The following is a 14,611-nucleotide window of genomic DNA, read 5'->3' on the forward strand; positions in this document are numbered from 1 at the left end:
AACGTCACCCGCTCCCGCCTGGGACGACTCGTCCGCCAGGGAGTCCTCGAGCAACCCGAACGCGGCCGCTACCAGAAACGGACTTAACGTCCTCTAAGTGGTCGGCTCCGGAGATCCTTCGAGGGTTGACGTAGAGACAGGGCTTGTGCCGGTTGGCGGTCGATGGTGGTGAGGTAGAGCTCGCAGGCGTAGTCGAGGGCCTCTCGGCGCGCGGGGGCTGCCGACCGGGGCGTAAGCCGCTGGTCGCGCTTGGTGTCCCGCGAACGGGGACCTGACCCCCGATCAGCCCCGCGCGTGCTCCACGAGCGGCAGCACCGTGCGCGGGTCACCACCCGCGAACCACACCCCAATCACGAACGCGGCGGTGGCTTCCACGTAACCGGCCCGGTCCAGGCCGCCCGCGTCCAGCGGGATCGCGCCCAAGTCCGTCACCAGCGCGCGTACCAGTTCCAGGGCGCCGGCGTCTTCCCCGCACAGCGGTACCGCCAGGCCGTCCGGGTACCGGGCCCACACCTCGGCGGCACACACGTTGAACGCCTTGACCACGTGCGCGTCTGGCGCCGCGTCCGCGATCCGGCGGGCCGCGGACGGGCCGCCGTCGGTGGTGAGCATGAGCCCGCCCGGCCCTGGCACGATCGGGTTCGAGCAGTCGATCACGGCCCGCCCCGCGAGCGCGTCGGCCAGTGACGCGACCACGTCGAGCATCGCGGTGTGCGGAAGCGCGGCGAGGACCGCGTCCCCGTGTACGGCGGCCTCGGCGAGAGTTCCCGCGCGGGCCCCGAGCCGGGCCGCGAGATCCGTCGCCCTGTCCGCGTCGCGCGCTCCGACCACAATGTCGTGCCCGGCCTTCGCCCAGCCCGTGCCCAGGGCCTCGGCCATGGCGCCCGCACCCATAATTCCGATCCGCATGTCGATCCCCTTTGCTTGACCTTCCGGTTCGTTCGAGTGAATCTAGGCCGGCCGAAAGGAACCGTTCGGTTCCCGCCGGAGGGACCATAATTGGGGGAGTGATGGGGAGCAACGGCGAGTATCTGGCGGACTGTCGGGCGCGCGTGGGCTTCGACCTGTTGACCAATCGGTGGAACAGCGTGGTCGTGTTCGCGCTCGCGGACGGCCCGATGCGGCCCGGGCGACTGCGCGCGGCCATCGGCGGGATCAGCGCCAAGGTACTCAACGAGACGCTGCGCCGCCTGGAATACGACGGGCTCGTCACGCGGCGGGCCTACGCGGAGGCGCCCCCGCGCGTCGAGTACGAACTGACCGACCTGGGCCACAGCTTCATGGTCCCGATCCGCGCGATGGGCGTGTGGTCGGCGGAACACGGCCATCGCGTCCTGGAGGCCCAGGACCGCGCCGACGAGGCGTCAGCCACGGCCTAGGCGGGTGTGGGCATGGCGGCCATCCTGCCGGATCGTCCCGGCACCGGATGCGGCAGGCTGTGACCCGTCGTGATCCACTTCTCCCGATCGGCCCGCCTGCCATGCCCGTTGCCCCGGCCCGCCCGATATTCCCGACCGCTGCCGAGCGCGAGCGATTGAAGAAGATGGCCTACGGTCACAAGACCCCGTACCAGCTCCGGCGACGGGCAGAGGTGGTGCTGCACGCGGCCCGCGGACGCTCCAATGCGCGCATTGCCCGCGAGACGGGCCTGCCCCTGGACACGGTTCGTGCCTGGCGCGGCCGGTTCGCCGACGGCGGGCTGCCGGCCCTGGCCGACCGCAAGCGCTCCGGGCGCCCCGCGCGTTTCACCCCCATGCAGGTCACCGATGCCAAGGCGCTGGCCTGCCAGTTACCCGCCGAGACCGGCGTGCCGCTGTCGCGCTGGTCCTGCCCGGAGCTGGCCGCCGAACTGACCGCGCGCGGGATCACCGACAGCGTCTCCGCGTCCACGGTGCGCCGCCGGCTGCGCGAGGACGCGCTCAAGCCCTGGCAGTACCGGTCCTGGATCTTCATCCGTGACCCCAACTTCCGCGCCAAGGCCCAGCGCGTCCTGGACCTGTACGCCCGCACGTTCGAGGGCGTCCCGCTGGGCGAGGACGAGTACGTCCTCTCCAGCGACGAGAAGACCTCAATCCAGGCCCGCTGCCGCTGCCATCCGACCCTGGCACTGGGCCGGGCCCGGGCGATGCGCGTCAACCACGAGTACGGCCGCGGCGGAGCCCTGGCCTACCTCGCCGCCTACGACGTCCACCGCGCGAAGGTCTTCGGCCGCTGCGAGCCCAAGACCGGGATCATGCCGTTCATGGCCCTGGTCGAGCAGGTCATGACCCAGGAGCCCTACGCCAGCGCGAAACGCGTCTTCTGGGTCGTCGACAACGGCTCCTCGCACCGCAGCCAACGGGCTATCGACCGCCTGGCCAGCAGGTTTTCGAAAGCCGTCATGGTCCACACCCCCGTCCGCGCCTCCTGGACGAACCAGATCGAGATCTACTTCTCCATAGTCCAACGCAAGGTCGTCCAACCCAACGACTTCACGGACCTCACCCAGGTCCGGGACCGGCTCCGAACATTCGAAGCCCGCTACAACGCCACAGCACAGCCGTTCCAGCGGAAGTTCACCACCTCCGACCTGGACGATCTACTGGCCCGGCTCGACCGACACACACCCGCCGACCGACAAGAAGAATCCTCCGACGCCCTGGCAGCCTGATCAACCCCCGAAGGACCTCCAGAGCCGGCCACTAAGCCTTGATTGGTGCCGCCGACCTGGCGGCCTGCTCGATCTTCGCGCAGTACGCTGCACGGGCTTGCTCGTCGATCTGCTTCTCGTGTTCGGCGCGCAACCCGGTCCGGCCGTCGAGGCCCTCGCGCAGGATATCGGCGTGCCCGGCATGCCGGATGGACTCGCCGAGGACATGGACCATGATGGCGAACAGGTTGGTGTCGGCATGAGGCTCCGGCCACCACGGCACGTGGCCGGGGGCGTCGAGGGGAAGCTCGTTGATCGTCGCGTCCGAGTGTACCCACGTGCGCCGGTAGAACCCGATGATCTGATCGCGGGTCTCGTCCTCGGTCGCCCACAGATCGCTGCCGTCGGAGTCCTGCCACCGGGGTAGCGGTTCCGGGGCAGGGCGGTCGAAGACCTCGCCGAAGTACCTGGCCTCGACGGTGGCCACGTGTTTGACCAGGCCGAGGAGGTTGGTCCCGGTCGCTGTCAAAGGTCGGCGGGCGTCGTATTCGGACAAGCCGTCGAGTTTCCAGAGCAGCGCCTTGCGGTCCCGCCGCAGTCTCCCGTGCAGGTTGTCTTTCGCGAAATCATCGATCATGCGGCAGGAGCCTGCCAGAAGCTGCTCGTGGTCTCAAGATCCCGTACGTGGTCCGCAACGACTGGCAGAGCCGAGGCCTGGCCATGGCCGCCGCCCTGACCTGCTACAAGAAGCTCGCGAAACTTGCCACGTGAGACAACCTCTGAACTCCATTCGTTCCGTCCCGGCCGGTGTCTTCCGGGCGGGCGCGATGGCTGTCCTGATGGTGTGCAGGACCGTGTGAAGCGGGTCAGGCATGCCGGATGAGCCGGTTCCACCAGGGCTGCGGCGGGGACGGGGGAGCCTCGGTGGCGATCAGGACGAACCGGCTTTCGATCGGGGTGTCCCACTCGACCAGCGCGGCCGGGAACGACGTGACCGGCTTGGTGTCGCCACGTGCGTTGGCCCAGGCGGCGACGCGTTCGGCGATGTCCCGGCCGGGGAGCAGGCCGCGTTCGTCGGTGTCTACTTCGAGGCCGCGTAGGGCGTCCTGGTACAGGGTCGTTGCAGAGCCAGCCGTGCAGCAGGCCGTGGTCGTAGCCGAGCACCTCCCAGCCGAGCTCGCGCCCGCCCTCGGCCACCTCCCGGACCGGTGCACGGTCACCGGGACCGTCACCGGGGTCGTCCCCGGCGCCGGCCCGGCCGTCGAGGTGGGCGAGCAGCACCGGTTCGTACGTCGCGGCCGCGAGCAGCCGGCATCGCGGTAGATCCGTAATCCACCGCGGATGACACACTGCGCCGTCGCGGCCTTGCGGCGGGGAGGCCTCAGCGCATCGGCTCACGTTTCGGAAGGCGGGTCGGCGGCCTCGGCTCGGTCGAGTTCCTCCAGGGCCCAGTGGGCCCACCGCTGCTGCGCCTGATACTGGTGGACCCCGTACTCGATGGCCAGCCGGCCGAACCGCAAACGACCACGGGGGTGGGGATCGGCATCGGCGGCGTCGGCGAGAGCTCGTAGTTCGGCCGCCACCTGGTCGGCTTCTTCGAGGTGGCGGAGCACCAGTTCGCGCGCCTGGGGGATGTCCAGTACGGACAGCAGGGACATGCGCAGCACGTGTTCGTCGCGGACGGCCCGGGGCCCGGGCGGGGTCAGCAGCCAGTCGCGCAGCTCCGCGCGGCCCGCGTCGGTGATCGCGTAGGTGCGGCGTCCGCGCGCGCCTTCCTCGGTGACGGCGATCAAGTTGCCGTCGGCGAGGCGCTTCAGCTCGGGATAGATGTGGCTCTGCCGGCCGGTCCACGCGTATTTCTGCAGAGAGCGTTCGAAGCGCGTGGTCAGGTCGTAGCCGCTGGCAGGCCCGTCTTCCAGCAGGCCGAGAAGCGCGTGGCGCAGGGACATCGTGTCCATCCTCCGAAGACAGGTACCGATTGACAGGTCCAATTGTAGGTATCAGAGTGGGTGGGCGCCAGAGGTCAGAGGTCGACTGGGCATGACCTCCGCTGCGGGGAGAGGGATGGGGCAATGAACGACGTTGATGTACTGATCACGGGGGCCGGGCCGACCGGGTTGACTCTGGCCTGTGACCTGGCCCGCCGGGGAATCGGATGCCGAGTGATCGAACAGGCTCCCGGCCCCACGGAGGGTTCGCGGGGATTCACCCTCAAGCCGCGCAGCCTGGAGGTCTTTGACGACCTCGGCATCGCCGACCGCATCGTCGCGGCTGCTGACATCCAGTCAAGGATCCGCTTTCACCTCGGTACCCCGTTGCTGTTCGACATGCGGGTGCCGCCCGCGCCGCCCACTGCCTCGCGCCCCTACCCGGACTCTGTGGCGCTGCCCCAGTGGCGAACGGAGTCGATCCTGCGCGATCGGCTGGCCGAGCTGGGCGGAAAGGTGGAGTTCGGCCGCCGTCTGACCGGCTTCACGGCCGATGGCGAGGGCGTGACCGCCACCGTCGGAAATACGGACGGAGCCGGGGTGGAGACCGTCCGGGCCCGCTATCTGGTCGGGGCCGACGGCGGGCGCAGTCAGGTGCGCCGCACACTTGGCCTGTCGTTCTCCGGGGCCACCGACGAGGACACCAGAGCGCTCATCGCCGACGTGCACGTCGACGGGCTGACCGACCGGGACGCCGTACATCTGTGGATGGCGTCCAACGGCCACATCCTTGTCGCCCGCCCCACCCCGCAGGCCGAAACCTGGCAGGTCGTAGCCTCGCTCCAGCAGGACCCCAGTGGCGAGTGGCCGCAGCCGTCGCTCGACACGCTCCGGCGCGCGGTTGCCGAGCGGACCGGCCGCCGCGACATCCGCCTCGCGGATCCGGCCTGGTTGTCGGTGTGGCGCTACAACCTGCGCATGGTCGACACCTACCGGGCCGGACGCGTGCTGCTGGCCGGTGACGCCGCCCATGTGCACAGCCCGTTCGGCGCGCACGGCATGAACACCGGCATCCAGGACGCCCACAACCTCGCGTGGAAACTCGCTCTGGTCCTTCAAGGCGTCAGCTCCGAGAGCCTGCTGGACACCTACGAGGCCGAACGGCTGCCCGTTGCCCGCGCGGTGCTGGCCGACAGCGACCGGCGATTCTCGGCGGCCACCCCACCCCGGGCCGTTCGGCCGGTGCTGCGGTTCGTCATCAAGTCCTTCCTCGCTCGGCAGCAACGCCGCGACCGCAACGACCACCCCACCTACCGGACCGGTCCGCTGACCACCCACCTCGCCGGTCGGCGCAGCTCTCTTCGCGCCGGCGACGTCGCCCCCGACGGCCCCGTGCAGACCGTCGACGCCGAGGCACGGCTGTTCGACATCCTCCGCGGCCCCCAGTTCACCCTCCTCACCTTCGGGGCCAGGCCCGCGCCAGGGATCTCCCGGACAATCAGCGGACTCGACGACCACCTGCACGCCTTCACCGTCATCCCGGCGCCGGAAGACGGCACTCCCGCCGGCCCGACGGTGCTGATCGACCGGACGCGCCGTCTCTTCCATGCCTACGGTGCGTGTGAAGGCACGCTTGTCGTCATTCGTCCCGACGGCTATATCGGGCTGATCGCACATCGCCCGACCGTCTCCACACTGCGCGACTACCTTCATCGCACGGGCATCCGGCTCCCACGGACGGAAGGTGAACCCGGCCTCTGAGTAGTCCTCCCACCCCAAATGCCAGGGGCGTGATCGGCTTCGGGCCGCCGCGGAGAGCTTCCCCTCACGGATGGAGAGCACGACCCGCATGAGGTCGGGCCCGTGGTTCTCGATCAGCCGCCGGTTGACGACGGAGTCGTCCGGCTGCGGTGATCGCGGACTTGGCGGCGTTCAGCGGGGAATCACCCAGTCCGGGGTCCAGGTCCCGGCGGCGTCGTGGCCGGGTGTCGTGGCGGTGAGGTGGGTGCGGAGGGTGGTCAGGGCTGGGTGGGGGTTGTCGCGGTGCCAGAGGAGCGAGTGGGGGTAGACGGGCGTCGGGTCGGTCACCGGGATGCGGCGCAGGCCGTGGTCGGCGGGCCAGATGAGGCGGGTCCGCTCGCCCATGAAGGTGGCCAGCGCCGGGGTGTCGGCGATGGTGTCGAGGAGTGCGTCGGAGCCGAAGTTGGGGCCGGTTGCCTCGATGGTGAGGCCGAACTCGGCGACGAGGTCGTCGTAGTAGGCGGTCCACTCGGTACCGGGGACGATGCCGGGCATCCAGATCCGGTGCCCGGCGAGCTGGGCGAGGGTCACCGACCGGGCGCCCGCCAGCGCGTGGGCGGGGCCGGTGAGGAGCTGGAGCGGTTCGTCGAGCACCCGGACGGACTCGATGTCCTCGGGGAGGGGTCGGCCGGGTGCGGCGACGGCGCGGAAGGAGGCGTCGATCGCGCCGGACCGGATGGCGGCGACGGCCGTCTCGATGTCGAACAGCATCACCACGTCGAGCTCGATGTCGGGGTACGCGCGGTGGAAGCCGCGCATCAGGGCCGACTGCGCGCTGCGCGAGGTGATCACGTCGACGCGCAGCGGGCGGCGGCCGGGGCGCACGGACGCGACCGCGCGCTCGGCGACGCGCAGCAGCTCGCGCGCGTGGGGCAGGAACGCCTGTCCGTCGATGGTGAGCTCGGCGCCGCGCGCGGTGCGGGTGAACAGCCGCACGCCGAGGTTGCGCTCCAGCCCGGCGATGCGCTTGGAGACGGCCTGCTGGGTGACCGCCAGCTCGGCGGCGGCCTCCTGGAACTGCCCCGCGTCGGCGGCGGCGACGAAGGTCCGGACGGTGTCGAGGTCCATGCCGACACCCTATGCCTACAACTGCTCGTTGTGGCTGGCGGTCCTGCGGTTGTTTGATCCCCGGGCATGGTGCTCGCTTTGATGATTCCGATCGCGGATCGGTTGTGCGGGTGAGTGGCGAGGGGCGTCGGGCATGAGGAGCGGGCACCGGCTGGGACATCAGCTCGGACATCGGCTGGGACATCGGCTGGGGCATCTACTCGGGCATCGGCTGGGGCGGCGGTTCGGGTGGCTCTGGGGGGCGTACGGGACCAGCGCGCTCGGTACGTGGCTCGCCTTCGGTGCCCTCCCGCTGATCGCCATCCGGGTGCTGCACGCCGGACCGGCCGAGGTCGCCGCGCTCTCCTGCGTGGGGGCTGCGGTGGGCGCGGTCGTGGCGGTGCCGCTCGGCCCGTGGGTGGAGTTCCGCCGCAAGCGGCCGGTGCTGATCGCGATGGACCTGGCGCGGTTCGCGGCGCTGCTGACGATCCCCGCCGCGTTCGCGCTCGGCGTGCTCACCTTCCTCCAGCTCCTCCTGGTCTCGGTCGTCGTCGCGGCGGCCGACATCACCTTCCGTGCCGCCTCCGGCGCGTACCTGAAGACGCTGCTGCCGGCCGAGGACCTGCTCGTCGCGGGCGCCCGCTTCGAGTCCACGGCCTGGACGACCACGATCATCGGACCGCCGCTGGGCGGCGCGGCGATCGGGCTCCTCGGTCCGGTGGTGACGGTGGCGGCCGACGCGGTCAGCTACCTGCTCTCGGCCCTGGCCATCCGCGCGACGGGCGGGCACGAGCCGCGGCCCGCGCCCCGGGAGGCCGCGCGGATGCGGGCCGGGGACCTGCTCGACGGCTGGCGGTACATCCTCGCCGACGCGACGCTGCGTCCGCTGCTCTTCAACACCGCCCTGTTCAATGGCCTGGTGATGGCCGCCGAGCCGCTGCTGGCCGTCCTGATGCTCGGCCGACTCGGATTCGCACCGTGGCAGTACGGCCTCGCCTTCGCCGCGCCCTCGATCGGCGGCCTGCTCGGTTCGCGGCTGGCCCGGCCGCTCGCCACCCGGTTCGGGCAGCACCGGGTCCTGGTCGTGTTCGGGGCGCTGCGCGCGCTCTGGCCCGTCGGCCTGGCCTTCCTGGGGCCGGGCACCGGAGGACTGCTGCTGGTGATGGGCGTCGAGTTCGGGCTCATCTTCTGCTGCGGGGTCTTCAACCCCGTCTACGCCACCTACCGCCTCCAGCGCACCGCCACCGACCGGGTCACCCGCACCCTGTCCGCCTGGGCGGTCACGACCAAGGCCTCGACGGCGCTCCTGACGGCCCTCTGGGGCCTGCTGGGCGCCCTGCTCGGCCCTCGTCCGGCCATCGCCCTGGCCGGCGTGCTCCTGCTGGCGACCCCGCTGTTGCTTCCCCGCCGCGCGACAGCGCTCCTCTCCGAGCCGAAGCCGGAGCCTGGGCCGAAGCCTGGGCCGAAGCCTGGGCCTGGGCCTGGGCCTGGGCCTGGGCCTGGGCCTGGGCCTGGGCCTGGGCCTGGGCCTGGGCCAGAGTCTGACGGGCCGGAGCCTGGGACGGACCCGGACCCGGTACCGGCACCGAGCCGCGCCTGACGGGCCGCCACCCAAGGACCCTCCGGACGGGGGAGGAACGGGCCGGCCACCGACCGACTACCGTTGTTCCGCATGACCCACACCGAGATCGAGATCACTGTGGAGTTGGTCCAGGACCTGCTGCGCGATCAGCACCCCGACCTGGCCGACCGCCCCGTGCGGCTCGGCGCGCGTGGTTGGGACAACCAGCTGTGGCGGCTCGGCGACGACCTCGCCGTCCGGCTGCCCTGGGCGACGCGGTCCGCTGACGCGCTGCTGCGCAAGGAGCACGCCTGGCTGCCCGCCCTCGCCCCTCACCTCCCGCTGCAGATCCCCGTCCCGCAGCGCCTCAGCGAGCCCTCCGAGCGGTTTCCGCGCCCTTGGCTCGTCACCACCTGGGTGCCGGGCGAACCCGCCGACCGCGTCCCCGTCACGCGTGCTGCAGAGGCAGCCGACACCTTGGCCGCCTTCCTGACGGCTCTTCACCGACCCGCCCCCAGCGGGGCGCCCGTCAGCGGCTCTGGCCGCGGAGGGCCGCTGGCGGACTGTGCCGAGCCGTTCGCCCGGCAGCTCGCCTCGGCCACCGAGCTGGGACTGATCGCCGACCCGGACTCCGTCCGCACCGTCTGGGAAGACGCCGTCGCCGCGCCCGAGTGGACGGGCCCGGCACTGTGGCTCCACGGCGACCTGCACCCGGCCAACATCCTCACCGCCGACGGCACCTTCTGCGGCGTGATCGACTTCGGCGACCTCTGCGCGGGCGATCCGGCTTGCGACCTCGCCGCCGCCTGGACACTGCTGCCGGACGGCGCCGCCGACCGCTTCCACCGGGCCTACCGACCGACCCCGGACACCGCGACCCTGCGCCGCGCCCGCGGCTGGGCGGTGCTGCGCGCCCTCGGCGGCATCCTCATCGGAGAGGCCGGTGTCCACGGCCGCCCCGGCGGCAAGCCCACCTGGGGCCCACCCGGCCACGCCGCACTGCGACGCCTCGTCGCAGCGGTCCGCCGCTGATCAATCGACCGCCGCCTCGACGCGGCGGCCGGGTAGCCGACGAACGGCACCCGAGACAATGCCGAGCCCTACAACTACGGCGCTGATCCTCCGTGACTCTCTGGCAGAAGCGGCAGCCACCAGCGCGGATACGATCTTGAACAACGGACACCTGGAGCAGGATCTCGGGATCGACAGCCTCGCCTTTTACGAGCTCGTCGTCACCCTGGAGACGCGCCTGACCATGGCCATCCCGGACGAGGAGGCAGGCCGCCTGAACACCATCGCGGACCAGCACCACCTCCTCGCCCGGCTGGGCCACCCCACCGGAGAGGGCACCACCGAGTGAGCAAGCAGGAGATCACCCCCAAGCAGCGCGGCTACCTGATCGTCAACTCCCACCCCGAGGGCTGCGCGGAGACGGTCAACCGGCTGTGGCAGGACATCGAACCGGCGGCCCGGCCGGACGGCCGGTCGCCGGTCGCCCTCGTCCTCGGAGCCAGCGCCGGGTACGGCCTGTCCATCCTGCTGGCCGGGCTGCGCCGCCACGGCATCCGCGGCGTCGGCGTCGCCTTCGAGGCGGCCGGCACCGAGCGGCGCACCGCCTCGGCGGGCTGGTACCGCACCGCGGCCACCGCCCGGCTGGCCGAGGAATCCGGCGGCGACGTCACCTTCGTCAACGCCGACGCCTACGCCGACTCCACCCGCACCCGGGTACTGGACCTGCTGGCCGAGAAGTACGGGCCGGTGGACTACCTGGTCTACTCCCTGGCATCGCCGCGCCGCACCGACCCGGCCACCGGCGAGGTCCACCACTCGGTCATCAAGCCGATCGGCGAGGCCTACACCTCCCCGTCACTGGTGTTCGAGGACGGCACCGCGAAGGTCGGCACCGTCGACCTCGCCCCGGCCGACGAGGACGAGCAGGCCGCGACCGTCCAGGTGATGGGCGGCACGGACTGGCGGCTGTGGGTCCAGGCCCTGGCCGACGCCGGGCTGCTCGGCGAGGACTTCACCACGGTGGCACTGTCCTACGTCGGCTCCGAGATCACCGCCCCGGTCTACCGGAGGGGCACCATCGGCGCGGCGAAGGAACACCTGGAGAAGACCGCGCACGACCTCAACACGGACGTCCTGGCCGACCGCGGCCGCGCCTTCACCGTGGTCGCCGGCGCCGCCGTCACCCAGGCATCCACCGCCATCCCCTCCATCGCCCTCTACACCTCGCTGCTGCGCAACGTGCTGGGCCCGGACGGCTGGCGCACCACCGCCGACCAGGCGGTGGACCTGTGGGAGCAGCTGGCCGGCTCCCGTCCGCTCAACCTGGACGCCCAGGGCCGCATCCGCCTGGACGGCTGGGAGCTGGACCAGGACGTCCAGGACGGCGTCCGCAAGCTGTGGGAGGACCCGGGCGCCTCGCTGGCCGACACCCCGGCCGGCCCGACGTGGTTCTACGGCCAGTTCCGCGAGCTGTACGGCTGGGACGTCCCGGACGTCGACTACGCGGCCCCGGTGGAGACCGCCGTTCTCTGGCCCGGCGAGGGCGCGTAGAGCGAAGTCCAGCGGCTCCTGGCGGCGCCGCACCGGCCGACCGGGGCCGCCCGCGAAGTCCGTTCGAGCGAAAGGGCGTTCGGGTCGGGGCGGCTCCGGTACTTGACCGAATCCCGACGTCTGCGGCCGCGCGGCACCTGTATCCTCTGTTCGTGACGGTGAGCTATCAGTCGATTACCACTGGTGTGCTGTCGGAGGGTTCCGCCACGGGGTGGACGCTGCGCGACGGCGAGACCTGGTGCATGGTCACCCCTCCCCGTCACACGCGCCGGGAACAGGGCTGGAAACTGCACCTGTCCGCGACGCGTCCGTCCTCGCCGCACGTCCTGGAGCACGCGGCGAGGGTCCTGGTGTCCCACGGGTGCGCGTTCAAATTCGCCGTCTCGCCCAGGATCACCGCCGAGCTCAACTCCGTCCGGGCCCCGCGCGCGCAGGCGGGCAAGTTCCTCACCGCCTATCCCGGCGACGACGACCAGCTGCGCCTCCTCGCCGAGCTTCTCCATGAGGCCACTCGCGGCCTGGCCGGCCCGGCGATCCTGTCCGACCGGCGATACCGGCCCGACAGCCTCGTCCATTACCGGTACGGCAGCTTCACGCCCTCACTCGCCCTCAACGACGAGGGACTGTACGAGGGTCGGCTGCGGGCACCGGACGGAACGTTCGTCGTGGACCAGCGCAACCCGTGGTTCTCACCCCCGGCCTGGGCCCCGCTCCCGTTCGAGCCGCCCGCGCCCGCCGCGTCCGGGCGACGGCGTGGTGACCCCGTGCTCCTGGCCGACCGCTACCGCGTCCAGGAGGCCATCCGCCACTCCAACCGCGGCGGCGTCTACCGGGCACACGACCGGCACACCGGCCAAGACGTACTGATCAAGGAAGCCCGGCCGCACGTGGGCGCCGACTCGTGCGGCCGGGACGCCAGGCACTGGCTGCGCCACGAGGGCACCGTCCTGGAGCGGCTCGCGCCGCTGGGCATCACCCCGGCCGTGCACGAGGTCTTCGAAGCCGGCGGGCACGTCTTCCTCGTGCAGGACCTGATCGCGGGCACGAACCTCGCCCGGTGGTGCGCCGAGCGCCGCACGCGCGACGCCGGCCCGGTCCCGACACGGGGCGCCTGGAGTCTCGCCCGTGAACTCGCCCGACTGATCGGTGCAACACACGACGCCGGGTACGTCCTGCGCGACTTCAAGCCCGGCAACGTCATGATGACCCCCGACGGCACACCCGTGCTCGTCGACATGGAATGCGCGATCCGCTTCGGCGAGGACACACCCGTGGTGGGCACCCACGGCTTCACCGCCCCGGAATACCTCGAACACCCCGCCCACGGCGACGGCGCACCGCCACCCGCCCCCGGTCCGGAAGCCGACTGCTACAGCCTGGGAGCCACCCTCCTGCACGTGGCCACCGGCATGATCCCGCTGCTCGCCCCGGATTCCCCCGCAGGCCGCGGCGCCGGTGAGCGCATCGCGCGGCTCGTGGAGACCGCCCTGCCCACCGCGCCCGCGCTGCACGCCCTCGCCCCCCTGATCCTGGGTCTCACCGCAGACCCTCCAGGCCGCTGGACGATCGGACAAGCCGCAGCCTTCCTTCGTCAGGAACCCGCCGCCGACCCGTCCGTGACGGCCGGCCCGACCCTCGACCACGACACGCTGGAACGGCTGATCGAAGACGGCCTGGCACATCTGGCCGTGACGATCGACCCGGTCGGCGAATACCTGTGGCCGCGCCCCGCCTCGGCGCCGCGCGGCGACCCGTGCAGCCTCCAGCTCGGCGCGGCCGGCGTTCTGGCCGTCCTGGACCGGGCGGTCCGCCACGGCCGGCCCACAGCCGAACCCACGCTGCGTACGGCGGCCCGATGGCTGGACCAGCGCCTCACCGAACCCGGTCACCGCGTCCTGCCCGGCCTGTACTTCGGACGTTCCGGCGCCGTCTGGGCGCTGCACGACGCCGCGCTGACCCTGGGCGACGCCGAACTGGCCGATCGCGCCCGCCGATACGCCCTGCGCATCCCGTTGGACGCCACCAACCCCGACATCTGTCACGGTCTCGCCGGTGCGGGACTGGCGCAACTGCATCTGTGGCGCACCACCGGCGACGCACGCTTCGCCGACCGGGCATCCCGGTGCGCCGACGATGTCCTGCGCCTGAGCTCCGGCGCTACCGGCCCCCTCGACCGGCCGCCCGGCACGCGACCGGGGGGCGAACCGGTCGGCTCCGCGCTCTACGGGTTCGGGCACGGCGTTGCCGGGAACTGCGCCTTCCTGCTCGCCGCGGGCCGTGTCCTCGGCCGTCCGGACCTCATCGACGCAGCGACCGGGGCCGGACACGCCCTGTGCGCCGCCGCCCGGACACACGGCGACCGGGCCGACTGGCCCAAGGGACCGGGACAGGCCGAACGCACCGACCTGAACTTCTGGTGCCACGGCGCGTCCGGTGTGGGCACCTTCCTCATCCGACTGTGGCGCGCCACCGGCGAGACGCGATTTCGCGCGTACGCCGAACGCGCCGCCCACGCGGCCTACTTCGACCGCAGCCGACTGGGCCCCAGCACCTGCCACGGGGCCGCCGGAAACGCCGAACTCCTGCTCGACGTCGCCGACGCCACCGGCGAGGAGCACTACCGCGACCGGGCGGCCCAGACCGCCGCTTGCCTGCACGCCCGGGCGACCGTGCGCGAAGGGCGCCTCCTGGTCCCCGACGACACCCTGCGCGACGTCAGCGCGGCGTACAACGTCGGCCTGGCCGGCGTCCTGGACTTCCTGCTGCGTCTTCGGCACGGCGGGAACCGCTCCTGGCTGGTCGACACCCCTTGACCAGCCGGGCCCAACGAGAGAGGAAGCACCCACCATGGACACCGACGTTCTCGAAGTCCTCGAACTCCAGGAACTGCCCGAGACCGACGAGCAGACGCTGGAACCGATGATGTGCTGCGACACCATCTTCACCACCGACCGCACGGACGGCTGTACCGAGCCGCCCCGCTGTCGCTGACGCCGGACCGGCAGTAGAAGACCTGTCGTGGGGGGGGGGGGGGGGGGGGGAACAACAACAAACCCCCACTAAGAAGAGGGGGGGTGAGGGAGA

General features: G+C 71.7%; 14 protein-coding genes. 9 read left to right on the top strand and 5 right to left on the bottom strand.

All coding sequences use genetic code 11. The features are described 5' to 3' along the window. Positions 1–282: 282 nt before the first annotated feature. Positions 283–909, bottom strand: coding sequence for an NADPH-dependent F420 reductase (locus ACZ6NC_RS23195; RefSeq protein ID WP_465735671.1), 627 nt, complete (start codon positions 907–909; stop codon positions 283–285). 101 nt (positions 910–1,010) lie between these two features. Between ACZ6NC_RS23195 and ACZ6NC_RS23200 the strand changes: the two genes are divergently transcribed. Together ACZ6NC_RS23200 and ACZ6NC_RS23205 are read left to right on the top strand one after the other, a co-directional pair. Continuing rightward, positions 1,011–1,379 (top strand): winged helix-turn-helix transcriptional regulator, encoded by a 369-nt coding sequence (locus ACZ6NC_RS23200; RefSeq protein ID WP_465735803.1) that lies wholly within the window; start codon positions 1,011–1,013, stop codon positions 1,377–1,379. A 164-nt stretch (positions 1,380–1,543) separates the two neighbouring features. Next, positions 1,544–2,650 carry an IS630 family transposase gene (locus ACZ6NC_RS23205; RefSeq protein ID WP_465735673.1) on the top strand — a complete coding sequence of 369 codons (1,107 nt, stop codon included), beginning with the start codon at positions 1,544–1,546 and terminating at the stop codon, positions 2,648–2,650. Positions 2,651–2,681: 31 nt separating this feature from the next. Here the strand turns inward: ACZ6NC_RS23205 and ACZ6NC_RS23210 are convergent, their stop codons facing one another. The 3 genes from ACZ6NC_RS23210 to ACZ6NC_RS23220 form a co-directional block, all read right to left on the bottom strand. Next, positions 2,682–3,266, bottom strand: a complete 585-nt coding sequence (locus ACZ6NC_RS23210; protein WP_465735675.1) for a DinB family protein — start codon at positions 3,264–3,266, stop codon at positions 2,682–2,684. Positions 3,267–3,495: 229 nt separating this feature from the next. Then, on the bottom strand, positions 3,496–3,861 hold the full coding sequence (locus tag ACZ6NC_RS23215) for a hypothetical protein (protein WP_465735677.1): 366 nt from the start codon (positions 3,859–3,861) through the stop codon (positions 3,496–3,498). Positions 3,862–4,023: 162 nt separating this feature from the next. Continuing rightward, positions 4,024–4,587 carry a PadR family transcriptional regulator gene (locus tag ACZ6NC_RS23220; protein ID WP_465735679.1) on the bottom strand — a complete coding sequence of 188 codons (564 nt, stop codon included), beginning with the start codon at positions 4,585–4,587 and terminating at the stop codon, positions 4,024–4,026. A gap of 51 nt (positions 4,588–4,638) precedes the next feature. Here ACZ6NC_RS23220 and ACZ6NC_RS23225 point away from each other — a divergent pair, with 51 nt between their 5' ends. Next, positions 4,639–6,318 carry an FAD-dependent monooxygenase gene (locus ACZ6NC_RS23225; RefSeq protein WP_465735681.1) on the top strand — a complete coding sequence of 560 codons (1,680 nt, stop codon included), beginning with the start codon at positions 4,639–4,641 and terminating at the stop codon, positions 6,316–6,318. 171 nt (positions 6,319–6,489) lie between these two features. On the opposite strand, the gene ACZ6NC_RS23230 is transcribed toward ACZ6NC_RS23225, so the two are convergent. Then, on the bottom strand, positions 6,490–7,425 hold the full coding sequence (locus ACZ6NC_RS23230) for a LysR family transcriptional regulator (protein WP_465735683.1): 936 nt from the start codon (positions 7,423–7,425) through the stop codon (positions 6,490–6,492). 133 nt (positions 7,426–7,558) lie between these two features. Here ACZ6NC_RS23230 and ACZ6NC_RS23235 point away from each other — a divergent pair, with 133 nt between their 5' ends. The 6 genes from ACZ6NC_RS23235 (at position 7,559) to ACZ6NC_RS23260 (ending at position 14,518) form a co-directional block, all read left to right on the top strand. Next, positions 7,559–9,004, top strand: a complete 1,446-nt coding sequence (locus tag ACZ6NC_RS23235) for an MFS transporter (RefSeq protein WP_465735685.1) — start codon at positions 7,559–7,561, stop codon at positions 9,002–9,004. A 72-nt stretch (positions 9,005–9,076) separates the two neighbouring features. Beyond that, positions 9,077–9,997 carry an aminoglycoside phosphotransferase family protein gene (locus tag ACZ6NC_RS23240; protein WP_465735687.1) on the top strand — a complete coding sequence of 307 codons (921 nt, stop codon included), beginning with the start codon at positions 9,077–9,079 and terminating at the stop codon, positions 9,995–9,997. A gap of 58 nt (positions 9,998–10,055) precedes the next feature. Then, complete coding sequence (locus ACZ6NC_RS23245) at positions 10,056–10,325, top strand: phosphopantetheine-binding protein (RefSeq protein WP_465735688.1); 270 nt, start codon at positions 10,056–10,058, stop codon at positions 10,323–10,325. Continuing rightward, a complete protein-coding gene (locus ACZ6NC_RS23250; protein ID WP_465735690.1) occupies positions 10,322–11,527 on the top strand; it encodes an enoyl-[acyl-carrier-protein] reductase FabV in 1,206 nt (401 codons plus the stop codon). Before ACZ6NC_RS23245 ends, ACZ6NC_RS23250 begins: the two co-directional genes overlap by 4 nt. 152 nt (positions 11,528–11,679) lie before the next feature. Continuing rightward, positions 11,680–14,340 carry a class IV lanthionine synthetase LanL gene (gene lanL, locus ACZ6NC_RS23255; RefSeq protein ID WP_465735692.1) on the top strand — a complete coding sequence of 887 codons (2,661 nt, stop codon included), beginning with the start codon at positions 11,680–11,682 and terminating at the stop codon, positions 14,338–14,340. 34 nt (positions 14,341–14,374) lie between these two features. After that, a complete protein-coding gene (locus ACZ6NC_RS23260) occupies positions 14,375–14,518 on the top strand; it encodes a hypothetical protein (RefSeq protein ID WP_465735694.1) in 144 nt (47 codons plus the stop codon). Positions 14,519–14,611 lie beyond the last annotated feature (93 nt).

The sequence above is a fragment of the Kitasatospora sp. NPDC041988 genome (assembly GCF_055588525.1).